Origin of the sequence: Schaalia meyeri (genome assembly GCF_900105015.1) — a bacterium.
Taxonomy (GTDB): Bacteria; Actinomycetota; Actinomycetes; order Actinomycetales; family Actinomycetaceae; genus Pauljensenia; species Pauljensenia meyeri.
In genome coordinates, this window is record NZ_FNLK01000005.1 from 312,180 (window position 1) to 336,778 (window position 24,599).

General features: G+C 61.9%; 16 protein-coding genes, 2 rRNA genes and 1 other RNA gene. 6 read left to right on the forward strand and 13 right to left on the reverse strand.

Annotated features, from left to right (window positions below):
* Nucleotides 1-38: 38 nt before the first annotated feature.
* From BLT68_RS02190 to pheS, 10 genes are all read right to left on the reverse strand, one after another.
* Nucleotides 39-3,182: ribosomal RNA gene (locus BLT68_RS02190) — 23S ribosomal RNA — on the reverse strand.
* 398 nt (nt 3,183-3,580) lie between these two features.
* Nucleotides 3,581-5,122 (reverse strand): 16S ribosomal RNA (locus tag BLT68_RS02195).
* The 16S and 23S rRNA genes sit together here, the layout of an rRNA operon.
* 361 nt (nt 5,123-5,483) lie before the next feature.
* Nucleotides 5,484-6,746, reverse strand: coding sequence for a tyrosine--tRNA ligase (gene tyrS / locus BLT68_RS02200; RefSeq protein WP_050694815.1), 1,263 nt, complete (start codon nt 6,744-6,746; stop codon nt 5,484-5,486).
* A gap of 70 nt (nt 6,747-6,816) precedes the next feature.
* Nucleotides 6,817-8,244: an argininosuccinate lyase gene (gene argH, locus BLT68_RS02205; protein ID WP_050694816.1), complete on the reverse strand. Its 1,428-nt coding sequence runs from the start codon at nt 8,242-8,244 to the stop codon at nt 6,817-6,819.
* A 39-nt stretch (nt 8,245-8,283) separates the two neighbouring features.
* On the reverse strand, nt 8,284-9,642 hold the full coding sequence (locus BLT68_RS02210) for an O-antigen ligase family protein (RefSeq protein ID WP_050694817.1): 1,359 nt from the start codon (nt 9,640-9,642) through the stop codon (nt 8,284-8,286).
* A 99-nt stretch (nt 9,643-9,741) separates the two neighbouring features.
* Nucleotides 9,742-10,962, reverse strand: a complete 1,221-nt coding sequence (locus BLT68_RS02215) for an argininosuccinate synthase (RefSeq protein ID WP_070778240.1) — start codon at nt 10,960-10,962, stop codon at nt 9,742-9,744.
* Nucleotides 10,963-11,023: 61 nt separating this feature from the next.
* The gene (argR, locus tag BLT68_RS02220; RefSeq protein WP_050694819.1) at nt 11,024-11,545 is read right to left on the reverse strand and encodes an arginine repressor; all 522 of its coding nucleotides are present in this window, start codon (nt 11,543-11,545) and stop codon (nt 11,024-11,026) included.
* Nucleotides 11,546-11,639: 94 nt separating this feature from the next.
* Nucleotides 11,640-12,128 (reverse strand): flavodoxin domain-containing protein, encoded by a 489-nt coding sequence (locus BLT68_RS02225; protein WP_070778239.1) that lies wholly within the window; start codon nt 12,126-12,128, stop codon nt 11,640-11,642.
* Between the two features lie 101 nt (nt 12,129-12,229).
* Complete coding sequence (pheT, locus tag BLT68_RS02230) at nt 12,230-14,878, reverse strand: phenylalanine--tRNA ligase subunit beta (protein ID WP_074632626.1); 2,649 nt, start codon at nt 14,876-14,878, stop codon at nt 12,230-12,232.
* A gap of 1 nt (nt 14,879) precedes the next feature.
* Entirely contained in the window at nt 14,880-15,965 is a 1,086-nt protein-coding gene (gene pheS / locus BLT68_RS02235; RefSeq protein WP_070778237.1) for a phenylalanine--tRNA ligase subunit alpha, read from the reverse strand.
* A gap of 168 nt (nt 15,966-16,133) precedes the next feature.
* Between pheS and panB the strand changes: the two genes are divergently transcribed.
* The 3 genes from panB (at nt 16,134) to ppgK (ending at nt 18,787) form a co-directional block, all read left to right on the forward strand.
* Complete coding sequence (gene panB / locus BLT68_RS02240) at nt 16,134-16,994, forward strand: 3-methyl-2-oxobutanoate hydroxymethyltransferase (RefSeq protein WP_050694823.1); 861 nt, start codon at nt 16,134-16,136, stop codon at nt 16,992-16,994.
* Nucleotides 16,995-17,010: 16 nt separating this feature from the next.
* A complete protein-coding gene (map, locus tag BLT68_RS02245) occupies nt 17,011-17,895 on the forward strand; it encodes a type I methionyl aminopeptidase (protein ID WP_173546192.1) in 885 nt (294 codons plus the stop codon).
* A gap of 139 nt (nt 17,896-18,034) precedes the next feature.
* On the forward strand, nt 18,035-18,787 hold the full coding sequence (gene ppgK / locus BLT68_RS02250; protein ID WP_050694824.1) for a polyphosphate--glucose phosphotransferase: 753 nt from the start codon (nt 18,035-18,037) through the stop codon (nt 18,785-18,787).
* A gap of 48 nt (nt 18,788-18,835) precedes the next feature.
* On the opposite strand, the gene rnpB is transcribed toward ppgK, so the two are convergent.
* Nucleotides 18,836-19,200: RNase P RNA component class A (gene rnpB, locus BLT68_RS02255), an RNA gene on the reverse strand.
* 385 nt (nt 19,201-19,585) lie between these two features.
* Between rnpB and BLT68_RS02260 the strand changes: the two genes are divergently transcribed.
* Nucleotides 19,586-20,923 (forward strand): alpha-L-fucosidase, encoded by a 1,338-nt coding sequence (locus BLT68_RS02260; RefSeq protein WP_074632627.1) that lies wholly within the window; start codon nt 19,586-19,588, stop codon nt 20,921-20,923.
* A 3-nt stretch (nt 20,924-20,926) separates the two neighbouring features.
* Here BLT68_RS02260 and BLT68_RS02265 read toward each other — a convergent pair whose 3' ends face one another.
* Nucleotides 20,927-21,670 carry a zinc ribbon domain-containing protein gene (locus BLT68_RS02265; protein WP_074632629.1) on the reverse strand — a complete coding sequence of 248 codons (744 nt, stop codon included), beginning with the start codon at nt 21,668-21,670 and terminating at the stop codon, nt 20,927-20,929.
* Entirely contained in the window at nt 21,667-22,581 is a 915-nt protein-coding gene (locus BLT68_RS02270; RefSeq protein ID WP_082175844.1) for a Nif3-like dinuclear metal center hexameric protein, read from the reverse strand. The genes BLT68_RS02265 and BLT68_RS02270 overlap by 4 nt, the downstream gene beginning before the upstream one ends.
* Before the next feature lie 60 nt (nt 22,582-22,641).
* On the opposite strand from BLT68_RS02270, the gene lipB reads away from it, so the two are divergent.
* Both lipB and lipA read left to right on the forward strand, forming a co-directional pair.
* Nucleotides 22,642-23,319: a lipoyl(octanoyl) transferase LipB gene (gene lipB / locus BLT68_RS02275; protein ID WP_050694827.1), complete on the forward strand. Its 678-nt coding sequence runs from the start codon at nt 22,642-22,644 to the stop codon at nt 23,317-23,319.
* Complete coding sequence (lipA, locus tag BLT68_RS02280) at nt 23,316-24,383, forward strand: lipoyl synthase (protein ID WP_050694828.1); 1,068 nt, start codon at nt 23,316-23,318, stop codon at nt 24,381-24,383. Before lipB ends, lipA begins: the two co-directional genes overlap by 4 nt.
* Nucleotides 24,384-24,599 lie beyond the last annotated feature (216 nt).

Consider the following 24,599-nt stretch of genomic DNA (forward strand, 5'->3'; position numbering starts at 1 on the left):
TTTTTCTGGTGTTCCAGGTGGGGGTGGGTGTGTGGGGTTTTGTTTAGTGTCGGCCGTAATTAGTACCAGTCGGCTCGCGAGCACCTCGCGGTGCTTCCACCTCTGGCCTATCAACCCGCTAGTCTGGCGGGGGCCTCTCACCCCCCAGGGGGGGCGTGGAAACCTCATCTTAGAGCAGGCTTCCCGCTTAGATGCTTTCAGCGGTTATCCCTTCCGAACGTAGCTAACCAGCCATGCACCTGGCGGTACAACTGGCACACCAGAGGTTCGTCCATCCCGGTCCTCTCGTACTAGGGACGGCCCTCCATCAAGTTTCCTGCGCGCGCAGAGGATAGGGACCGAACTGTCTCACGACGTTCTGAACCCAGCTCGCGTACCGCTTTAATGGGCGAACAGCCCAACCCTTGGGACCAACTCCAGCCCCAGGATGCGACGAGCCGACATCGAGGTGCCAAACCATGCCGTCGATATGGACTCTTGGGCAAGATCAGCCTGTTATCCCCGGGGTACCTTTTATCCGTTGAGCGACCACGCACCCACGTGCCATGGCCGGATCACTAGTTCCTGCTTTCGCACCTGCTCGACCCGTCGGTCTCACAGTCAAGCTCCCTTGTACACTTGCACTCGCCACCTGATGACCAACCAGGCTGAGGGAACCTTTGAGCGCCTCCGTTACTTTTTAGGAGGCAACCGCCCCAGTTAAACTACCCACCAGGCACTGTCCCCAACCCGGATCACGGGCCAAGGTTAAGGTGACCGCTTGAACCAGAATGGTATTTCAACGACGACTCCACCACGGCTGGCGCCATGGTTTCACAGTCTCCCACCTATCCTACACAAGCCCAAGCGAACACCAATACCAAGCTATAGTAAAGGTCCCGGGGTCTTTCCGTCCTTCTGCGCGAAACGAGCATCTTTACTCGTACTGCAATTTCACCGAGTTCACGGTCGAGACAGCGGAGAAGTCGTTACGCCATTCGTGCAGGTCGGAACTTACCCGACAAGGAATTTCGCTACCTTAGGATGGTTATAGTTACCACCGCCGTTTACTGGGGCTTAAATTCACCGCTTCACACCCCGCGGGGGGTGTTAACAGTTCCTCTTAACCTTCCAGCACCGGGCAGGCGTCAGTGCGTATACATCGCCTTACGGCTTCGCACGCACCTGTGTTTTTGATAAACAGTCGCTTCTCCCTATTCTCTGCGACCCCACAGCCCCCACCCCACGCACGGCAGGGAGAAACCACGGGGTCCTCCTTATCCCGAAGTTACGGAGGAATTTTGCCGAGTTCCTTAACCATGATTCACTCGAACGCCTCGGTATACTCTACCTGACCACCTGAGTCGGTTTCGGGTACGGGCGCGTTATGCCCTCACGTCGAGGCTTTTCTTGGCAGCATAGGATCACCACAAGTCCACACACGCGTGTGTCCCTCATCAGTTCTCACCCACAAGCCCCCTCGGATTTACCTAAGAGAACGGGCCACAACCTTAAATACGCACAACCATCGGCGCACTGCAGCTACCTTCCTGCGTCACCCCTGTTAACACGCTTGCCTACCATCACCGGGACCCCGACCCACACCCGCGCGCTCACCACACCACAAAAGCGCAGCAAACACACAAGGAAGCAGGACCGGTTAGCACAATGACTTCAACACGGGCGGTCACAACGCGGTACCAGAATATCAACTGGTTATCCATCGACTACGCCTGTCGGCCTCGCCTTAGGACCCGACTAACCCAGGGCGGATAAACCTAGCCCTGGAACCCTTAGTCAATCGGCGCTGCGGATTCCCACCGCAGAATTCGTTACTCATGCCTGCATTCTCACTCCCACACAATCCACCAGAAGTCACCTCCAGGCTTCACCTCATGCAGGACGCTCCCCTACCCAACAACACACCAACACCACATCCAAGGCGGCGCCAGCATCACGTGTTGCTGCCACAGCTTCGGCGATACGCTTAAGCCCCGCTACATTGTCGGCGCGAAACCACTTGACCAGTGAGCTATTACGCACTCTTTCAAGGATGGCTGCTTCTAAGCCAACCTCCTGGTTGTCACCGCGACTCCACATCCTTTCCCACTGAGCGTACACTTAGGGGCCTTAGCTGATGATCTGGGCTGTTTCCCTCTCGACTACGAAGCTTATCCCCCGCAGTCTCACTGCCGCGCTACACCTAATGGCATTCGGAGTTTAGCTGACGTCAGTAACCCACAGGGCCCATCAGCCATCCAGTAGCTCTACCTCCACCAGGAACCACACGACGCTGCACCTAAATGCATTTCGGGGAGAACCAGCTATCACGGAGTTTGATTGGCCTTTCACCCCTACCCACAGTTCATCCCCCAGGTTTTCAACCCTGGTGGGTTCGGTCCTCCACACAGTCTTACCTCTGCTTCAACCTGACCATGGGTAGATCACCCCGCTTCGGGTCTAGAACACGCGACAAACGCCAATATTTCAGACTCGCTTTCGCTACGCATACCCCACACGGGTTAAGCACGCCACGCATCACTAACTCGCAGGCTCATTCTTCAAAAGGCACGCCATCACCCCACAAGGCTCTGACGGCTTACAGGCACACGGTTTCAGGTACTATTTCACTCCCCTCCCGGGGTACTTTTCACCATTCCCTCACGGTACTATGCACTATCGGTCATCAAGTAGTATTTAGGCTTACCAAGTGGTCTTGGCAGATTCACACGAGATTCCACGAGTCCCGCACTACTCGGGCACCACATCCACGCCACACCACACCAGTCCATCTACACGACTATCACGCTCTCCGGTCAGCCATCCCAGACTGTTCAACTCCCAACACAATGCAACGCGACCCCCCGGCAGAAGGATCCAACATGGCCCCACAACACCAAACACGCAACAGCCGCCGCCTATCACACGCATCTGGTTTAGCCTCCTCCGCTTTCGCTCGCCACTACTCACGGAATATCTTCTCCTACGGGTACTAAGATGTTTCACTTCCCCGCGTTCCCCCCACCACCCTATACACGTTCAGATGATGGTAACCCAGCACAACCCAGGTTAGGTTCCCCCATTCGGACACCCTCGGATAATAACGCTCGCTCGCCAACTCCCCGAGGCATATCGCAGGCCGCAACGTCCTTCATCAGCTCTTGATACCAAGGCATCCACCGAATGCCCAACAAAACTAAACAAAACACAAAAAACAGTACAAACAAAAACATGCTCGCAACCACTATACAAATCACAAACAACCCACCACACACACCCACACCAACCAACACAACCAGCCAGCACGGGCGCGCAGGCCAACCCACCACACACGCACGCACGCAGAACACACAAACAATGCCCCCACACACGCACACTAACGGCGGACGCCAACACGGTGTTGAACGTGAACCCGACAGCGTGTCTGCTCATCAACTATACCCAACCCCAAAAACGCGCCCACACCCACCACCCACAACGGGCAGCAAACACATGCGAACACAAGAAAACAACCCCTCCACCACCACCCACCACCACAACAGCAGCAGCAGACAGCAATACAAGAAAAAAATTGCCTCCCACAAAAATCAGGGCTCCCTAGAAAGGAGGTGATCCAGCCGCACCTTCCGGTACGGCTACCTTGTTACGACTTCGTCCCAATCGCCAATCCCACCTTCGACCACTCCCCCCAGCAAAAACCGGTTAGGCCATGGGCTTCGGGTGTTACCAACTTTCGTGACGTGACGGGCGGTGTGTACAAGGCCCGAGAACGTATTCACCGCAGCGTTGCTGATCTGCGATTACTAGCGACTCCACCTTCATGGGGTCGAGTTGCAGACCCCAATCCGAACTGAGACTGGCTTTAAGGGATTCGCTCCACCTCACGATATCGCAACCCTCTGTACCAACCATTGTAGCATGCGTGAAGCCCAAGACATAAGGGGCATGATGATTTGACGTCATCCCCACCTTCCTCCGAGTTAACCCCGGCAGTCCCCCACGAGTCCCCACCACAACGTGCTGGCAACATAGGGCAAGGGTTGCGCTCGTTGCGGGACTTAACCCAACATCTCACGACACGAGCTGACGACAACCATGCACCACCTGCACACCCCCAACCAAATGCACGCACGTCTCCGCACGCCCAGGGCGCATGTCAAGCCTTGGTAAGGTTCTTCGCGTTGCATCGAATTAATCCGCATGCTCCGCCGCTTGTGCGGGCCCCCGTCAATTCCTTTGAGTTTTAGCCTTGCGGCCGTACTCCCCAGGCGGGGCACTTAAAGCGTTAGCTACGGCGCAGAAACCACGGGTGGCCCCCACACCTAGTGCCCAACGTTTACAGCGTGGACTACCAGGGTATCTAATCCTGTTCGCTCCCCACGCTTTCGCTCCTCAGCGTCAGTAACGGCCCAGAGACCCGCCTTCGCCACCGGTGTTCTTCCTGATATCTGCGCATTCCACCGCTACACCAGGAGTTCCAGTCTCCCCTACCGCACTCAAGCCAGCCCGTACCCACCGCACGCCCCCAGTTAAGCCAGAGGATTTCACGACAGACGCGACCAACCGCCTACAAGCCCTTTACGCCCAATAATTCCGGACAACGCTCGCGCCCTACGTATTACCGCGGCTGCTGGCACGTAGTTAGCCGGCGCTTCTTTACCCACTACCCTCACCACAACCCACAGTTGCGGCTTGACCATGAGCGAAAGAGGTTCACAACCCGAAGGCCTCCATCCCTCACGCGGCGTCGCTGCATCAGGCTTGCGCCCATTGTGCAATATTCCCCACTGCTGCCTCCCGTAGGAGTCTGGGCCGTATCTCAGTCCCAATGTGACCGGTCACCCTCTCAGGCCGGCTACCCGTCAAAGCCTTGGTAGGCCATCACCCCACCAACAAGCTGATAGGCCGCGAGCCCATCCCCCACCAGAAAAACCCTTTCCACCAACCCCCATGCGAAGACCAGTGAATATCCAGTATTAGCACCCATTTCCGGGCGTTATCCCAAAGAAGAGGGCAGGTTACTCACGTGTTACTCACCCGTTCGCCACTCATCCACCCAGCAAGCTAGGCTTCAGCGTTCGACTTGCATGTGTTAAGCACGCCGCCAGCGTTCGTCCTGAGCCAGGATCAAACTCTCCGAACAAAAACAAAACGTCAAAGCCCAGAAAAACCCACCACACAAAAAGGGCAGGCAATCCCAACCAAAAACACTCAAAAACAAAAAACAGGCATAAAAACAAACAAACACACTATCGAGTTCACAAACAACACCCACACAATCAAAAACACGCACCACAAGCACGCATCCCCAAAAGGCAAGACCACACCAAACACCAGAAACCAGACCCACAGCCCAGCACCACCATTCGGCGCAACGGAGAAAACAATACCCACCCCACACACCCAAAGTCAAACCAAACCACCGTAACCTCCACCACACCCCCACCACACACAACAAGAGAGGGGGCGCGCGACCGTAGCCGCGCGCCCCCTCTCTCGCGCACTCAACGCAGTTCCAAGACCGCCAAGTTTTTGCGCCCCTTGCGAAGGAGAGCCAAACCGCCTGCGAGAACATCGCTCTGGCCCAGAATTGCGTCGGGATCCTCAACCTTAACGTTATTGATGGAGGCTCCTCCGGATGCGATTGTTCTGCGGGCCGCAGTCTTGCCCTTTTCAAAGCCAAGGGCGACGAGCGCCTCCCAGACCGCGGACGCACCGACAGACACCGTGGCGCGCGGCAGGTCCGCAGTCGCAGCGGCGAGCGTCGCCTCATCCAGGTCGCGGATGTCTCCTCCTCCCCACAGGGCTTTTGTGGCGCCGAGAACGCGCCGAAGCTGATCAGGACCGTGCACGAGTTCGGTAACCGCCGCCGCCAGCGCCTTCTGGGCCGTGCGCTGGTGTGGACGCTCGGCAACCTCCACGGCCAGTGCCTCGATTTCTTCGCGCGGCTTGAAGGTGAAGATCTTCAGGAACCGGACCACGTCCTGGTCAGCCACCTGCAGCCAGAACTGGTAGAAGGCATAGGGCGTCATCATCTCCGGGTCGAGCCAAATCGCGCCACCCTCCGACTTGCCGAACTTTGTGCCGTCGGCCTTTGTGATGATCGGCGTGGTCATGACGTGGGTGTCGGCGCCCTCGACCTTACGGATAAGATCGACGCCCCCGACCATGTTGCCCCATTGATCATTGCCTCCCGTCTCCAAGGTGCACCCCTCGCGTCGGTACAGTTCTAGGAAATCGTTTGCCTGAAGCACCTGGTAAGAGAACTCGGTGTACGAGATGCCTTCGTCGGACGCGATACGGCGCGCAACGATGTCCTTGCCCAGCATCGTACCCACGCGGAAGTACTTGCCGATCGTGCGCAAAAGATCGATCGCGCTCATCTCCTGCGTCCAGTCGAGGTTGTTCACCATCCGCGCGGCGGCCGGCCCCTCGAAATCGAGGAAACACGAAATCTGGGCGCGCAGACGGTCCGCCCACCCCTGGACGACCTCCGTGGGTTGCAGCTGGCGCTCGCCGCTCTGGCGTGGATCGCCGATCTGCCCGGTCGCTCCCCCAACCAAGGCGAGTGGACGGTGCCCGGCGAGCTGGAGGTGACGCATGACGATCAGCTGCACCAGGTGCCCGTGATGGAGGGATGGTGCCGTCGGATCGTAACCGCAATAGAAGGTGACAGGCCCGGCGGCAAGGTGGGCACGAAGCGCCTCAAGATCGGTGTGCTGCGCGAGCAGCCCACGCCATTGGAGGTCATCCAGAATATCTGTCACGAAAGTTGTCCTTCCTCGCGGATCCGACTAATTGGTGCGGTGACAGTGTATCGGCTGGGGGCAGGCGGCGTTACCCCAGGCCGGCAGCCGCCCACTGCCGAGCGTCAGCCAGGGCGCTCTTTGCCTCCCCAATCTGCTCGGCGACCCGCGCGGGTGCGGTACCACCACGCCCCAGGCGTGCGCCCACTGATCCCTCAACCGTGAGAACCGAGCGCACCTCGGGGCCAAGATCCGGCGAGGCTGAGGCAAGCTCCTCATCGCTCAGGTCGGCGAGTTCTACCCCCCTTGCCTCGGCGAGACGCACGCACGCACCGGATATCTCGTGGGCCTCGCGGAACGGAACCCCGCGCGTGACGAGCCATTCGGCAATGTCGGTGGCCAGCGAGAAGCCCTGGGGAGCCAGCTCGGCCAGCCGGTCGAGATGAATCGTCATCGTGTCGATCATGCCGGCGACCGCTGGGCACAGGACATCCAGGGTATCGATCTGGTCGAAAACGGGTTCTTTATCTTCTTGAAGGTCACGATCGTAGGCAAGTGGAATCCCCTTGAGCACCGTGAGGATACCCGTGAGATCTCCGATGAGGCGCCCCGCCTTGCCGCGCGCGAGCTCCGCGACATCGGGATTCTTTTTCTGAGGCATGATCGAGGATCCCGTCGCGTAGGAGTCATCGAGGGTAACGTAGCCAAACTCCCTCGTATTCCAGATAACGATCTCTTCGGACAGGCGCGAGATATCGATGCCGATCTGCGCACAGACGAACGAAAACTCAGCCACGACGTCGCGCGACGCCGTTCCATCAATCGAGTTTGGAACGGAGCTGGAGAACCCGAGGGCGGCAGCAATGCGCCGAGGATCCATGCCCAGCGTGTTACCGGCCAACGCGCCGGATCCGTACGGCGAAATCGCGGCACGCTTATCCCAGTCCCGCAGGCGCTCAACGTTGCGCAGAAGCGGCCACACGTGTGCAAGAAGGTGATGAGCGACCAGGACGGGCTGGGCGTGCTGCATGTGCGTACGTCCCGGCATAACGGCGTCCCCGACGCGCACCGCCTGATCGATGAGCGCCTGAGCGATCTGGAGAACACGATCGGCGAGGTGGCGAGACTCCTCGCGCAAGTAGGCGCGAATGAGCGTCGCGATCTGGTCGTTGCGCGAGCGACCTGCACGCAGCTTTCCCCCCAACGCGGCTCCGGCTCGCTCAATGAGGCCGCGCTCAAGCGCCGTGTGCACGTCCTCATCGTCCACGCTGGGAACGAAAACTCCAGACGTGACATCAGCGTCGAGCCTCGACAACGCGGCGTGCATATCCGCGCACTCCCGATCGTTCAGCAAGCCGACGCGGTGAAGCTCATCCGCGTGCGCATGCGAGCCCGCGATGTCAACGTGAGCCAACCGGAAATCGAAGTGGGTCGATACGCTCAGCGCTGCCAGCGCCTGAGACGGACCGCCCGAAAAACGGCCACCCCACAAAGACACGTGCGTTTCGAACTTCGACATTGTTCCTCCTGAGGCGAACAGAAACACCGGCGCATGGCTTTAAGAGTATTCGAGATGCTGACGCGCCACCGACGGCCACACAACGGGAACCTCGCCGCGCACTTTCACCCACGTCGCAATCACGACAAACAGCATCCAATTGCCTTCGAAGAGCAGGCGCGATTCGGTAAAGGACTGGATAAACATCGCGATCATCAGGACCGCGGGGATAACGTCCCACAGGTTGTCATCAATGTGAGCGACAGCAACTTTCACGACGCGATACAGAGTCCAGGCGATCGCTCCGGTAATGATGAACGCGCCCACGAAACCCGTCGTCAGCGCCGCCTCCACGTACACATTGTGCGCCTGGTTCGTCGCCGTACCGTCCGAACGTATTACGAGGGAGGCAAAAGGTTCCAGCGAGGTCGGCCATCCGATGAACCAACCCCAGCCCCCGACCGGATGCTCCGCGATAAGGTCCGCCACCCGGTGCCAGATCACGGAACGGCCACTCATATCCGGGCTGCGGCCGAACGCGTCGGCGATCGTATGCCGTGCAAAGAACGCGCCAATCGCGGCCGCTATCCCCATCCCCGTGAAGACACCGACGAGGCGGCCCCTCAGGCGTTCGGGGACGCGACGCTGAACGACGAGTCCCACGATAACAAGCAGGCATCCGACGGCGGAGAGCGCGACCGTTGCCGACTGCGTCAACAACAGGACTGCCGCGCAAGCCGCGAGCCAGCCGAACGTCGCCAATCGGGAAGTCCGCGTCTGCATGTAGCGCAGGATCAGGCACACCGCGAGAAGCAGGGCAACAAAGGCCAGTGGATTGCGATTACCGGGGAATCCTTGGATCGGACCGCAGCTCAACAAGCGTCCCTCGATCCAGTAGTAGGAGGCGGGCAGCGTTCCCCTCCCCCAGTATGTGGGAGGCGCCAACGGCCCTTGACCCGTGAGAGCAACCACGGCCTCGAGAACGAAGGAGGAGCCAATGATCCACTGCAGAGCCAGGATTAGTGATTCGACCAACGTGATGAGCGGCAGGGCTACGGCGATAGCTATCGAGACGAGCGTTAGCGCCGCCTGGACGATCGAGTATTGCGCGCTGAGAAGCGGCGATACCGACCAGACACACGACAGGGCGCACCAGACGACGAATAGGCACGTCGTCGTTGGAAAACGACGCAGCATGAGGGAACGACCCGAGATGCGAAAGAGTACGACGAAAGAAACGAGCAGGATGAGCATCGGAACCAGGGAACCGATCTCTCCAAAGATCCCACGGACGCCCTTTCCGGCAAAGCCGACGAAGAACATCCCCGCGACCGTATAGCGCATCATGCGCTCGCGCAGGGTATCGTCCCGATCGATGCCCGCGGCAGCATCAATCGCAGCGCTCGCTTCATAGGTCATACACGAAACATTATGCGAGGTGGGTGTACCATTCCCGACGCTCACACCTCTTGAAACCCAACTGAAACATTCCCTGTGAGAACTCCCTCAACCACGTTGTCAGTAGCCCGTGTTCGCGCCGAAACGCACATCGCGGGCAGCGGCGAGCTTCGACTGCATACCGTAGATGTCGATGAAGCCCCGCGACGAAGACTGATCGAAGGTGTCACCCGTTTCGTACGTCGCCAAGTTGAAGTCATACAGGGAGGAGGGAGAACGACGCCCATTGACAGTGGCGCGCCCGCCGTGGAGCACCATGCGAATGTCGCCGCTAACGTATTCCTGCGTGTGCTCGATGAAGGCGTCCATCGACTTTTTCAGCGGCGAGTACCACTGGGCCTCGTAGACGAGCTCACCCCAGCTCTGCTCAAGCTGGCGCTTGTAGCGGTGCTGCATCCGCTCCAGCGTGACCGACTCAAGCGCCTGATGCGCCTCAATGAGCGCAACGGCGCCCGGGGCCTCGTAAATCTCACGGGACTTGATACCAACCAGACGATCCTCCACCATGTCGATGCGCCCAACGCCCTGCGCGCCTGCACGGCGATTCATCTCCTGGATTGCCTCCAAAGGGGTGACCGATCGACCGTCGATCGCCACGGGAATGCCCTTGTCGAACGTAATGACCACTTCGTCGGGTACCGGCGGGTACGTCGGGTCATCGGTGTAGACGTAGACGTCCTTGGTGGGGGCATTCCACAAATCCTCAAGGAAACCGGTTTCGATGGCGCGGCCCCACACGTTCTGGTCGATCGAGAACGGGTTGTGCTTCGTGGTTTCGATAGGAAGATTGTGCCTGTCCGCGTAGTCAATCGCGACGTCCCGGGTCAGGGCGAGATCGCGAACCGGAGAGAGGCAGTCCATGTCGGGCGCCATTGAGGTGATCGACACCTCGAAACGAACCTGATCATTGCCCTTGCCCGTGCAGCCGTGGGCGACGGTCGTCGCACCAAACTCGCGTGCTGCCTTCACGAGGTGTTTGACGATGACGGGACGGGACAACGCCGACACGAGAGGGTATTTTCCCTCATACATCGCATTCGCTTTCAGGGCGGGCATGCAGTACTCGGACGCAAACTCATCGCGCGCATCGGCGACGTACGCTTCGACCGCGCCACAGTCAAGGGCACGCTGGCGGATAACCTCGAGATCCTCGCCTCCCTGGCCGACGTCGACCGCGACGGCTACGACCTCGCGGCCGGTCCGCTCGCCGATCCATCCAATCGCGACAGAGGTATCCAGGCCGCCTGAATACGCCAGGACGACACGGTCTTTGCTCGACATGTGGGTTCCTTCCAGTTGCGGGTTCATAGTATCCTCTTCGGCTCGTCCGACGAGGCGGCGGCTAGTTTTCGGGCAGGGCGCCGGGTTCTGCGAGGGCAAGGAGCAATCGTTCGACCTCAGCTGCCTCCGTTTCGCTGCGACAAATCACCAGGATGGTGTCATCCCCGGCGATCGTCCCAGCGATCTCTTCACGCCGGACCGCGTCGATCGAGGAAGCGAGAAGGTTTGCAGCGCCGACCTGGGTACGCAATACCAGCTGATGACCGACCTTGACCGACGTCACGAGCAAGAGTTGGCACCAGCGGGCGAGGCGCACATTGGCGGCCTCGGCGTCGTGCGTCGCACCGCCGTCGTGGTCGGGAACGGTGTAGATGAGCGCGCCGGAGGTGTCGCGTATCTTTGTGGCCCGCAGATCCATAAGGTCGCGCGACAGCGTGGTCTGTGTCACTTCAATCCCGCGTTGGGCGAGGCGACTCCGCAGCCCTTCCTGGCTGCCGATGGACTCGGAGGCCAGGAGATCGCGGATCATTTCATGCCTGGCACTCTTCGTGCTCGGGAACGCTGCTGTCGCACTCATATGCATGATTATACATACAGATGCATATCAGCAAGCGGTCGTGCATCAGCAAGCAGGCGGGTGAGGCATGCACCTCACCCGCCTGCCCTCGAGAAAATCGTTAGCCCCGAAGCTCCGCAATAATCCCATCGGTCCACTGGTCGACTGCATCCCAATCGCGGAAGTCGCCCTCAACCACGCCGGCAAGGCGCGCCACCGATCGCTCACGAAGAGACAGCAATGACGGCTTATACCGCCCCGGAAACCTGTGCAGATCGCGGCAATTAACGTGCGTCAGGAGCGGGCCGACACGGGTGGGATCCTGCGGCGCGTGCTTAGGAACCCCGTCCATGCCGACAGAGAAGGCCCACACCTGCTTGGCCTGCAGCTCATCCTTGAAACGCTCCATGAAATCGTGGGCTTCCGGCATCCACTGAAGAATGTACACAGCCGAGCCGACGATCACCGCGTCATAGGGTTCAACTGTGTCCACGTCATTGGGCGCTATGCGGTCAACCGTAAAGACGGCCCCTTCGAAGCGCCGTGCGATGGCATCGGCAACCTCATTCGTCGCCCCGTGCTTTGATGCTGCAGTTACAAGGATGTGCATAACCCCATGGTAGAGCGAAGGCCGGTCGAAACCACGCACGCAACACCCCAATGAGTGGGGTGCCACACGTGAGATTCGACCGCCCATACGCGCACGGCCTGTCAAGCGCGCAACGATGCCCCGAGAACCTTGGCGGCCTTGTCCACTACCTGTGTGCGGACCTTAGCAGCCTCCTTCGCGGTGAGAGTGTGGTCCGCTGCGCGCAGACGCAGCGCAAAGGCAAGCGATCGATAGCCTTCGGGCACCTGATCTCCCTCGTAGATATCAAAAAGGGTCACGGACTCCGTCAACGCTCCGGCGCCCTGACGCACGATCTGTTCAACGCGGGACGCCGGAATGTCACAGGGCACGACGAGCGCAATGTCCTCCTTGGCGAGCGGGAAGGTGGATACCCTCTTAACCTGGATCGGCTGGGCAGACATCTGGGAAATCAGCGCATCCATGTCGATCTCGAACGCACACGAGCGCGCCGGGAGCCCAAACTCCCGACAGGCGACCGGCGAGAGCTCGCCCGCGAGGGCGACGTCAATCAGCTCTCGACCCGCGCGCACGAACACGCGCGCGACACGTCCGGGGTGGAAGGGCGCAACACGAGCCGGATCCGTGGCGGGAGTCGGCATCGGAGCGCCCTTGTGTGACGCAACGGTATCCACCCAGGCTCGCGTCACCTCGACACGCACACCCAGGCCGGACGCGACCTCGCGAACGTAGTCGAGCGCGTCGGCCCAATCGAATGCGCGCGCCTGAGACAAAACACCAGCCGCAACCGCCCGGCCGGTCAGAACGCCGCCAACATGCCACGGCTGAGCAGGGATCCCCGCCTCAAGCGCGGCGAGAACAGCGTCCCCGGGACGGTGCTCGGCGCCGGGCAGATCAGCAGGAACCGTCCCGCAGGGCTTGGCGACCTTCGCGATCTCGAAGATGGCCACGTCCGCGTTCGAGCGGGACACGTTGCGCCCCGCGACGTCCAACAGGGTGTCGAGCACCGAGGTGCGAAGCCACGGCGTATCGTCTGCCATTGGGTTGCGCAGGCGCAGGGCCTGCCGCCGCGAATCATCCGCCGGAATTCCCTGGCGGTCCCAGGTGTCGGACACGAAGGGGTAAGACTTCACCTCAACGAGGCCACCATCGGCCAGGGCCGTCGCCGCGAGGCGACGCGCCTTCTGGGCGAGCGTGAGCCCGCGACCGGCAGGGGCGGTCGGCAAGACGACCGGAATGTTGTCGTAACCGTCGAGCCGAGCGACCTCTTCGACCAGGTCAGCTGCCAGCGTCAAATCAGGCCGCCACGACGGCGGAGTCACGGCGAACACACCGTCAACGGGTTCCTCGACGGTGCAGCCAACGGCGCGCAGAAGCTCCGCGACACGTTCGGGGGTGTACTCGGCTCCGGTCAGACGCTCGGCCTCAGTGACCGGCAGCGTAATCTGGGCCACGCATCCGCGCTGATCCTCGTCCGTCACGCCCGGATGGACGGTGCCACCCCCGTATTGGACGAGCAGCTCCACGGCGCGCTGCGCGGCGATGGCGGGCAGCGCCGGATCGGTACCGCGCTCGAAGCGCTTCGATGCCTCGGAATGCAGCTTATGCCGTCGCGCGCTGCGCGCGACGGAGACCGCATCAAAGTGGGCGGCCTCAAACAAAACGTCGGTGGTGCTCTCCCCCACCTCGGAGTACGCCCCGCCCATGACACCGGCGATGCCGATGACGCGCGAGGCATCGCCGCTGGGAGAGTCCGTGATCAGCAAGTCCTGAACGTCCAGCTCGCGCGGCTCCTCATCCAGGGTCACCAGGGTCTCGCCGACGCGAGCGCGACGAACGACGATCGGGGCGGACAGCGCACCTAAGTCATAGGCGTGCATCGGCTGACCGAGATCCAGCATCACGTAGTTCGTGATGTCAACGGGCAGGGACACCGAACGCATTCCGGCGGCCTCGAGACGCTCAACCATCCACCGCGGGGTGGGCGCCCCCGGGTTCGTCCCGCTAACGACGCGGGTAACAAAACGGTCGACGCCGAGGTGGCCGCGAATAGGCGCGTCGTCAGCGAACACGACCGGGAAGCCATCGCCGTTAGCACTCGGTGGACACTGCGCTATGACACCCGCGTCACCCGGATCCCGGAAGGAAGCTCCCGTCGAGTGCGAGTACTCCCTGGCAATACCGCGCATCGAGAAGCAGTAGCCGCGGTCGGGAGTCACGTTGATCTCCAGGATTTCCTCGCCCAGACCGAGCCAGGAGACGATATCCGTGCCGACGGGCGGAATCTCTCGGTCAGGGAAAAACCGCGGCAGGACAATGATTCCCGAGTGGTCCTCACCCAGACCGAGCTCACGCGCGGAGCAAATCATCCCGTCCGAGACATGCCCATACGTCTTTCGAGCGGCGATCTGGAAATCCCCCGGCAAAACGGCGCCGGGCAGCGAGACGACGACCAGGTCATCAACGTCAAAGTTGTGGGCGCCGCAGATGATTCCGCGGCTGGGCAGAGCCGACGGTTCCTTGCCGGTTCCGGGCGCGTCGTTATGGTCACCAACATCGACGCGACAGTAGTTGACGACCTTGCCGTTGGAGGCTGTTTCCTCCGTGCGTGTCAAGACGCGGCCAACCACGAGTGGGCCGGTCACCCGGGCGGGGTGGATCTTTTCTTCTTCCAGGCCGACCTTGACCAGTGCCGCGGCCAGGGCACGAGCATCCGTCCCCTCGGCGATATCCACGTGGTCGGCCAGCCAGCTCAGCGGGACCATAGGCATGTCAGTTACCCCTTCCATTGCGTCCGAACTGCTGAGAGAAACGCACGTCCCCCTCGACGATGTCGTGCATGTCTGAAATGCCGTGGCGAAGCATCAGCGTGCGCTCGATCCCCATCCCGAAAGCGAAGCCCGAATAAACCTCAGAATCGATGCCGTTGGCACGCAGGACGTTCGGATTCACCATGCCGCAGCCGCCCCACTCGATCCAACCCGGACCGCCTTTCTTCTGGGGGAACCACAGATCCATCTCCGCGCTGGGTTCGGTGAAAGGGAAGTAGGACGGACGCAGGCGCGTTTTTGCCTCGGGGCCGAACATAGCCCTGGCGAAATGATCCAGCACTCCCTTCAGGTGAGCCATCGTCAGCCCTTCATCCACCGCAAGCCCCTCAACCTGATGGAAGACGGGCGTGTGGGTGGCGTCCAGAGCGTCGGAGCGAAACACCTTTCCAGGGCACGCAACGTAAAGCGGCACCCCGCGGGAGAGCATCGCGTGAGACTGGACGGGAGAGGTGTGCGTACGCATCACGAGGTGCGCCCCGTCCTCTCGGTCGGCCCCGACGCTGCGCCCATCGATGTACAGGGTGTCCTGCATCTGACGCGCCGGGTGATCGATGTCGAAGTTCAGCGAATCAAAGTTGAACCACTCGTGCTCGATCTCCGGGCCTTCGGCGATATCCCATCCCATGCCGACGAAAAAGTCCGCGACTTCTTCCATCAGCGTCTCGAGGGGGTGTCGCGCACCCAGCGGGCGTCGGCGTGTCGGAAGCGTCACGTCGACTGATTCCTCGACCAGCATGCGAGCCTCATGGGCCGCGGCGAGGACCTCCTTGCGCTGTTCGAGAGCTTCAGTCAGCACCTTGCGAGCCTGCCCGAGGCTCTTGCCCGCGATACCGCGCTTGGCCGGCTCTAGCGCCCCGATCCTACGGTTCGCGCTCACTAGTGGGGCTTGATCTCCAAAAAGCGAGGCTCGAACAGCCCGGAGGGCTTCCAACGAGTCAGCTGCTTCAATATCAACCAGGCCCCGACTGCGAACGGCGTCAACTGCGGCCTGGTCAAGAGGATCAAGGTCAGGGGCACTGCCAGCCATGTCCTGCTTCCTTCTTCTGTCCAACTGGGTTGTCCGCGCAGAAATCACGCGCACCGCCCCCATCCTACCCGTTCGTGCTTCCTCACAGCTCACCGGGTCTGCAGCCGCGCTACCCTGTAAGGCGTGAATACGCTGCTGCGCCAACCGCCATCTCACCAAAGGAACCCCATGTCTCACGTCACACAACCCGAAGACGGGGCCACGGCCTCGTCCCCGCTGCCCTCCCCCCTGTCCGCCAAGCGCGTACGCGTCCAGCACATCGCGCGCGCGAAAGCCGAGGGCATCCCCCTCACGATGCTCACCGCGTACGATTCGCTCACCGCGCCGATTCTCGAGGCCGCAGGCGTCGACATGCTGTTGATCGGTGATTCTCTCGGCAACGTCATGCTTGGGCACAGCTCCACCCTGCCCGTCACTCTCGAGGACATGGAGCGCGCAACTGCATCCGTCGCACGCTCCACCTCACGAGTGATGATTGTCGCCGACCTGCCGTTCGGCACCTACGAAGACTCAGCCGAGCACGCTTTCGCCTCCGCAGCGCGTCTGATGAAGGCCGGGGCGCACGCCGTCAAGCTAGAGGGAGGAACGAAACGAGCACACATCATTGAGGCGCTGACCGCAGCCGGTATCCCCGTGTGCGCTCACCTCGGATACACCCCCCAGTCGGAGAACAGCCTCGGCGGGCCGCGCATGCAAGGCAGAGGCGATGGAGCCGACACGCTGCGACGCGATGCCGAGGCCATCGAAGCCGCCGGAGCCTTCGCTGTGGTCCTCGAAATGGTGCCGGCAACCCTCGCGAAGGAAATTACGAGCGCGGCGCGGATCCCCACCATCGGTATCGGTGCTGGCCCCCACACAGACGGTCAGGTACTGGTCTGGTCCGACATGGCCGGATACTCCGACTGGGTCCCCTCATTCGTCCACAAGTTCGGCCAGCTCGGCCCCGCCCTTAAAGAGGCTGCCAGCGACTACGTTGCCGCCGTGCGCACCCGCAGTTTCCCGGGCCCCGACAACTACAAGAACGACTAGGCAGGACAATAAACCGATGGAAGCATCGCCGCTCGCGCGCCGCGCACCGCTGGGAACCCTCACCCCCGGACGCGTCTCCCCCATGCGCGCCGTTCCCGAGCATATCGAACGCCCGGAGTACATGTTCCACGACGGCCCGGAGCGCGTGAGCGCATCGGATGTCAAGTCCCCTGAAACAATTGCGAAAATACGCGAATCCGGACGTATCGCCGCCGGAGCGATTAATGCCGTGGCCGCAGCCATCGCTCCCGGAGTAACGACGGACGAACTCGACCGCATCGGCCACGAGTACATCATCGCTCACGACGCCTATCCTTCGTGCCTCGGCTACATGGGATTCCCCAAAGCTATCTGTTCCTCCGTCAACGAGGTCATCTGCCACGGCATCCCCGACGACCGCCCCCTGGAAGATGGCGACATTATCAACATCGACATCACCGCGTACAAAGACGGCGTCCACGGCGATACCTGCGCCATGTTCGAGGTCGGAAGCGTCGATGCGGAGTCGCGCCTGCTCATCGAACGTACCAAGAACGCGATGATGCGCGGAATCAAGGCCGTGCGCCCGGGACGCGAAATCAACGTCATCGGGCGCGTCATTGAGGCGTACGCGAAGCGTTTCGACTACGGGGTCGTGCGCGACTACACCGGGCACGGCGTCGGCGAAGCCTTCCACTCGGGCCTGATCATTCCCCATTACGACGCGGCCCCGAACTACGACACGGTGTTGGAACCGGGCATGGTCTTTACGATTGAACCCATGCTGACCCTGGGCACAGCGAATTGGGAACAATGGGACGACGATTGGACCGTTGTCACCGCCGACCGTTCGCGCACCGCTCAGTTCGAACACACAATCGTCGTCACCGAAGAAGGGGCAGAGATCCTCACCCTCGCCTGATCGCGTCGCACGCAACCCGCTTCCGACTCTCACAGCCCGAAGCGGGTTGCGCCACAGTCGGTGGCATCCCCTATACTTCAGGTAAGTCGGGCATCAGGGGCCCGCATACAACAGCACATACATCACCCAAGGAGGGGTCATGGCTCAGGTCGCTTGCGGCATCGATATCGGAGGATCGGGCGTCAAAGGTGCGCTGGTCGATCTGGAATCCGGCCAGTACATCGGGGATCAGATTCGCATTCCCACTCCTGACCCGGCAACCCCCGAAGCCGTGGCGGACGTGTGTCGTGCCGTCATCGACCAGCTCGACGTGAAGCCCGAAGTGCCGATCGGCGTGACCTTTCCGGCTCCGGTTTTTGACGGCGTTATCCCCTACATGGCCAACCTTGACCAGTCGTGGGTTGACGTGGATGTGCGCGCCCTCATGGAACGCCACCTGGGTCGCCCGGTCGTCCCCCTCAACGATGCGGATGCCGCGGGTATGGCCGAGGTCGCCTACGGCGCGGCCAAGGGCCACGATGGCGTCATCGTCTTCACCACGCAGGGCACGGGCATCGGTTCCGCGATTATCGTCAACGGTACCCTGCTGACCAACACCGAACTGGGTCACCTCGAAATCGATGGGCACGACGCCGAGAAGATGGCCTCCTCCGGGCAAAAGACTGTGCAGGGCCTGAACTGGGACCAGTGGGCACAGCGCCTCCAACGCTACTACAGCCACGTCGAATTCTTGCTCAATCCCGACCTGTTCGTCGTCGGCGGTGGCGTCTCGGAAAACCACGAGAAATTCATGCCTCTCCTGTCGCTGAAGACCCCCATGATCCCGGCGAAGCTGCTCAATACAGCGGGCATCGTCGGCGCCGCCTACTATGCGGCGCACGGGCGCGCGTGAACTGGCGCTAGAAAGCAGAAGGACCCCGACTCACATCGGGGTCCTTCTCGGATCTGTCGACCTGTACGCCGGGTTCTGTCCCCCAGGCCGTTACCGGCACTAGGGTGGCGACCATCTATCTAGGACCGCCGTTGCCGACGGCCTCCAGCAACCTACCCGCAGGCATCGGACGGGCCGCCCTGCCTGCTGCTCGGTCTTGCTCCGGGTGGGGTTTACCTAGCCGACGCGGTCACCCACGCCGCTGGTGAGCTCTTACCTCACCTTTTCACCCTTACCGCCACTGTCCGTGGAGGTGGTTTCTTTTCTGTGGCACTGTCCCGCGGGTTACCCCGGGTGGCTGTTAGCCATCACCCTGCCCTGCGGAGCCCGGACGTTCCTCGAGCGTTTCCGCGCGCGGCCGCCCGGCCGACCGATCCTCCACAATTCTAGCGCCCGCAGTCGGTGGCGCGATAGGGGTGTGTGCACGCTGGTCTGGTTGCCCCGGGAACGCGCTCGCACCCCGGCTGTTCACCGGTCCTTCTTGCAGCCATCGAGTTATGTGCGCCGAAGCCTGCCATCAGATCACCGTCGATGCACGTTCAGAGCCGTACCTGCTGCCTGCAAGGTTCCCTGGGCACGCGCGTGCGAGCTGTGCGTCGAACGGTTGAAATAATTGTGGCAACGAGAAGCCGACGAAGCGCGGCGGATCAACTCGCACAGTTACATTGGTCACGAACTGATAGGTACGCTATTCTTTTTCCGGAACCTGCAGGGTGCAGGCCGGGCCGAGAAATCGGCCACGAAGCGGAAACCTGAGGCATGATCAACGAAGACTATCTGGCCAACATTCGACCCACCCATCGCCAGCTTGAGTGGCAAAAGATGGAGATGTACGCGTTCATCCATTTCGGCATGAACACGATGACCGACCGCGAGTGGGGCGAGGGCCACGAGGATCCGGCCCTCTTCAACCCGGATAGCGTTGACGTTGATCAGTGGATGCGAGCCCTCGTCAGCGCCGGCATGACCGGCGTGATTTTAACCTGCAAACACCACGACGGCTTTTGCCTGTGGCCGTCTGCCTACACGGCGCACACGGTCGCTTCGTCGCCCTGGCGCGGCGGGCGCGGCGACCTCGTGCGCGAGGTGTCGGAAGCGGCGGCCCGCCACGGTCTGAAGTTCGGCATCTACCTGTCTCCGTGGGACATGACCGAGGAAACGTACGGGCAGGGCCGGGCCTACAACGATTTCTACATCAACCAGCTGATTGAGCTGCTCACCCACTACGGTCCGGTTTTTTCGGTGTGGCTCGACGGCGCGTGTGGCGAAGGCCCCAACGGAAAGACCCAGGTTTACGACTGGGAGCGCATTTACGACACCGTGCGCGCACTGGCGCCCGAAGCCGTGATCTCCGTGTGCGGTCCGGACGTCCGCTGGTGTGGGAACGAGGCGGGCAGCGTGCGCACGAACGAGTGGTCTGTCGTTCCCGCGTCTTTGCGCGAGGCCGAGCGCACCGCCAAAAACTCCCAGAAGATCGACGACGGCGAGTTTTCGCGCCGAGTAGCCAGCGCAGACGAGGACCTGGGATCACGCGATGCGCTGACGAAGTACCGCGGCCCGCTCGCGTGGTATCCCGCCGAAGTCAACACCTCCACGCGCAGGGGTTGGTTCCACCACGATGCCGAAGACACACAGGTGCGCAGCGTCGACGAGCTGTTTTCCATTTGGCTGGGTTCGGTCGGAGGCAATGCGACGTTCCTGCTCAACGTCCCACCCAACCGGCACGGGCTCCTGGCTCAATCCGACGTAAATGTGCTCGCCCAGCTGGGAGAGAAGATCGCTCACTTCCGCTCGCGCAGGATCAGGGCCTTACGCGAGGATATCGACGATGGCGTAACGCTGCGCTTCGAGGCCGACCGCCGGGTCAGCGCCGTAGTCCTCGAAGAGGACATCGCCCGCGGGCAGCGCATCGACGAGGCCGTGGTGACTGCGTGCGACGAGACGGGTGGCGAACAGGAAATTGCGCGCGTCCGCTCGGTGGGCTATCGCAGGATCGTCACACTGCCCTCCCCCGTTACCGCCACCGAGATCCGTGTGAAGGTCACGAGAGACCGGCAGGGTTTCTACCTCGCGGACGTCTACGCGATCGAGGCGTAGCCTTCAGCGCGGGGTGTCCGCCGCCGTCCGCACGACAATCTGTGCCGTTTCTTCAGTCAGGTACAGTTCGTCGGCGGGCGTGAGGCGGATACTTTCTAGTTCCATTGGGCTCAGGTCCGCAGCGACGCCGATACCGTAACCGTCGCGCACCTCGATGACCGCCAGCGCACCGTTGAGGCGGCGCGCCTCCTCGTATTCCTCGAGAAGAGCCCCCGGCAGGCGGTCCACGAGCTCACGGCGTGAAGCGATAACGTGACGCAGTTCCTCGTCGGTCTCGGCGACGTCGGCCTGGAATTGTGCCTTGAGGCGCTCGATATCATCGGTGATCGCCCGCGCCTCTGCTTTCATTTTCTCCTGCGCGGTGCGCGCCGCCTCCACGCGTTCTTCGGCGTCGATTTGATCGTCCTCAAGCTTGGCCAATCGACGGTCCATCTGCGCGATCTCATGCTCCATCGCCGAGATATCGCGCAGGGGTACCTGATTAGCATCAATGCGTCCCCGCTGACGCTGACGGCGCTCGCTCACCTTGGCTATCTCGTCCTCGATGCGCGTCACCTCGCGTCCGGTGTCTGAGATGACGGCGTTCTGGCTGACCGCAGCTCGCTGTAGGTCCGCGACGCGCCCCGCGAACTCGCGGACGATCGCGTGCGCGGGATGCGAGTCGCGCTTGTGCCGCAGCGCCGACTCTTTCTGGTCAAGCTTTTGCAGTTCGAGAAGGTCAAGCTGGTCGGTGTGCGTCGCTTTCACGCTAGTTCTCCCTGGGTAACTCGGTGGCTGGTCCACGGCTCGGTGACAATCGTAGAGACTTCGACACAAACTTCCACGCCGGCATTCGCCGCCGCTGCTCTCAGGCGCCGCGCCAGGACAGGAAGCCACGGGGATTCCGTCGCCCAGTGCGAGCCGCACAAAAGTGCGGGAGAACCGCCTTCGAGGTGCTCTGAGGCGGGATGGTGACGCAGATCCGCCGTCAGGTATACGTCGGCGCCTGCTTCGCGAGCGGCCTCGAGAGCGCTGTCCCCCGCCCCGCCAAGAACCGCCACGCGACGCACCCGCATTGCCTCGTCCCCTCCGACCAACAGGCCAGTTGGGCCCGCCGGAAGCACCGCGGCAACGTGGTCGGCGAGGGCGCCGAGGGTCGTTTCATCCACGTTACCCACCCGCCCCAGGCCGATGTCGTGGCCGTCGGCGTCAATGCCGCTGGGCTCCAGGGGGGTGGCCTCGCGCAGACCGATCAGATCCGCCAGGGCCGTCGCGACGCCGTCGCAGGCGACATCGGCATTCGTGTGGGCGTTGAAGAGTGCGATGCCCGAGCGGATCAGCGTGGTCACGACGGCACCCTTCGGGTCTGAGACGGGAAGGAAGGAGGCACCACGAAGCAGGAGCGGGTGGTGGGTGATGACCATGTCGAAGCAGTCGCCGCCACCGTCGGGTCCGGCCACTGCCTGGGCGGCGACCATTGCAGTCGGGTCGAGCGCGAGCAGGATCGATTTCGCGGGCGCGCCCGGGTCCCCGACGATGAGGCCAACGCGGTCCCAAGACTGAGCGGTTTCCGCCGGATACCACGACTCCATCAGGGCCATGACATCGCCGACTGTCCACGAATTTGACGCGGAGTCGACGTCTGTGGCAGCAAGGGGGAGGTGAGTGGAAGACTGCATGCGACAAGCATACCGGAGCACCGACAAGCAAGGGACCTTGCCCGCGACTATGATCACACCGTGCAGATTATGAACCTACTCGATCACGGCCTGGTGGACTATACGCAGGTCGACGCACTGCAACGATCCGTGCACGAGGAGGTCCTCGCGGGTGGCGAGGACACGATTATCGTTTCTGAGTTCACCCCCACGTGGACGGCCGGGCGTCACACGAAGCCGCAGGATATCCCGTCCACGACGGTCCCCGTTATCCACACGGATCGCGCCGGGTCCGCGACCTGGCACGGTCCCGGCCAGCTCGTTGTCTACCCCGTCGTGCGTCTGGCCGAGCCCACCGACCTAGTGGCGTGGATTCGCGCGGTTGAAGCCTCGGTTATCGACACGATTCGGCACGCATGGGATCTGCCGGCTCGCCGGGTGGAGGGGCGCGCGGGCGCATGGCTGACCGAGGAGGGGCGCCGCGACCGCAAGATTTGCGCGATCGGTCTCAGGGTCGCGCGGGGTGCGACCCTGCACGGCGTGGCGCTGAACGTCAACATTGACCGGGCAAGCGCTTTCGAGGGGATCATTCCCTGCGGACTTACCGACGCGGATGTGACGTCGCTGTCATGGGAGGGGGTTTTAACGAGCGTCGCCGACGCCGCGAATGAGCTTATTCCACGCATGGTGGCCCGCATTTCCCCGTGCCTGGCCGCGACCCCTTCTTCCATCACCCACGCATCGAGGTCACCGCTATGAGTACGCTGCCCGATCCCGAGGGGCGTAAGCTCTTGCGCATCGAGGCGCGTAACTCTCTTACGCCCATCGAGAAGAAACCCGAGTGGATTCGCACGACCGCGAATACTGGCGCGAACTACCGGGATATGCGCTCACTGTCGCACGCGAAGGGCCTGCATACGGTGTGCGCGGAGGCGGGTTGTCCCAATATCTACGAATGCTGGCAGGATCGCGAAGCGACGTTCCTGCTTGGCGGCGCCCTGTGTACTAGGCGCTGCGACTTCTGTGACATCGCGACGGGACGCCCAAGCAAGTATGACGAGGACGAGCCATGCCGTATCGCCGAGTCGGTGCGGGACCTGGAACTGCGCTACGTGACAATCACGGGCGTGGCTCGAGACGACCTGCCGGACGGGGCGGCTAGGCTCTACGCGCAAACATGCCGTCTCATCCACGAGCTGAACCCGGGGACGGGCGTCGAGCTCCTGGTCGACGACTTCCGAGGACGAAGCGAATCGATCGACATGGTGATCGAGGCCGCCCCGCAGGTGTTTGCTCATAACCTGGAGACTGTTCCGCGCATCTTCAAGCAGATCCGCCCCGCCTTTGATTATGAGCGGTCGCTGGCGATGATTCGGCGCGCCCATGACGGGGGCATGGTGACGAAGTCGAACCTGATCCTGGGATTGGGCGAGACGCGCGAGGAGATCAGCGCGGCCATGGGTGACCTGCACGACGCGGGTTGCGACCTGCTGACACTCACGCAGTACCTGCGTCCCTCTCCTCTGCATCACCCGATCGATCGTTGGCTTCACCCCGAGGAGTTTTTGGAGATGGCCGCCGAGGCCGAGGAGAGGGGCTTTGCCGGTGTGATGGCCGGACCGCTGGTGCGCTCGTCGTATCGCGCCGGACTGCTGTGGGCCAAGGGCATGCGTGCCCGCAGGTTTGAGATTCCGAGCCAGCTGCGCCACATCGCGGACTCGGGTTCGACCCTGCAGGAAGCGGGTTCTGTTCTGGAACGCCTCAGGCAGCGTTCGGAGCGGCGTTCGGCATTGGCGGCAACCAGGGCACAATCCGCGTCGTAATCCCGACTATTCGCCCGCGCCAGCGTCGGTGTTGGCGAAGCACCCCGGCCCCGATCGCCTCGCCCTAACCGGCGTGGCGCGTCCGCGTTATTCGCGTCGCGCTGCGCCACTACCCCTCGCGCCGTGAAGCTGACGCACGAGGTCTTGTGGCGGGATTCGAAGACAATTCTTCGATCCGCTCGCGGCGGCCAGCTCGTGGTCGCATTGAAACAAATA

What these genes read in the sequence shown, in the direction of transcription:
- argH (WP_050694816.1), bottom strand. Translation starts at nt 8,244, where the DNA reads ATGTCGAAGTTCGAAACGCACGTGTCTTTGTGGGGTGGCCGTTTTTCG.
- BLT68_RS02210 (WP_050694817.1), bottom strand. Translation starts at nt 9,642, where the DNA reads ATGACCTATGAAGCGAGCGCTGCGATTGATGCTGCCGCGGGCATCGAT.
- BLT68_RS02215 (WP_070778240.1), bottom strand. Translation starts at nt 10,962, where the DNA reads ATGTCGAGCAAAGACCGTGTCGTCCTGGCGTATTCAGGCGGCCTGGAT.
- argR (WP_050694819.1), bottom strand. Translation starts at nt 11,545, where the DNA reads ATGCATATGAGTGCGACAGCAGCGTTCCCGAGCACGAAGAGTGCCAGG.
- BLT68_RS02225 (WP_070778239.1), bottom strand. Translation starts at nt 12,128, where the DNA reads ATGCACATCCTTGTAACTGCAGCATCAAAGCACGGGGCGACGAATGAG.
- pheT (WP_074632626.1), bottom strand. Translation starts at nt 14,878, where the DNA reads ATGCCTATGGTCCCGCTGAGCTGGCTGGCCGACCACGTGGATATCGCC.
- pheS (WP_070778237.1), bottom strand. Translation starts at nt 15,965, where the DNA reads ATGGCTGGCAGTGCCCCTGACCTTGATCCTCTTGACCAGGCCGCAGTT.
- panB (WP_050694823.1), top strand. Translation starts at nt 16,134, where the DNA reads ATGTCTCACGTCACACAACCCGAAGACGGGGCCACGGCCTCGTCCCCG.
- map (WP_173546192.1), top strand. Translation starts at nt 17,011, where the DNA reads ATGGAAGCATCGCCGCTCGCGCGCCGCGCACCGCTGGGAACCCTCACC.
- ppgK (WP_050694824.1), top strand. Translation starts at nt 18,035, where the DNA reads ATGGCTCAGGTCGCTTGCGGCATCGATATCGGAGGATCGGGCGTCAAA.
- BLT68_RS02260 (WP_074632627.1), top strand. Translation starts at nt 19,586, where the DNA reads ATGATCAACGAAGACTATCTGGCCAACATTCGACCCACCCATCGCCAG.
- BLT68_RS02270 (WP_082175844.1), bottom strand. Translation starts at nt 22,581, where the DNA reads ATGCAGTCTTCCACTCACCTCCCCCTTGCTGCCACAGACGTCGACTCC.
- lipA (WP_050694828.1), top strand. Translation starts at nt 23,316, where the DNA reads ATGAGTACGCTGCCCGATCCCGAGGGGCGTAAGCTCTTGCGCATCGAG.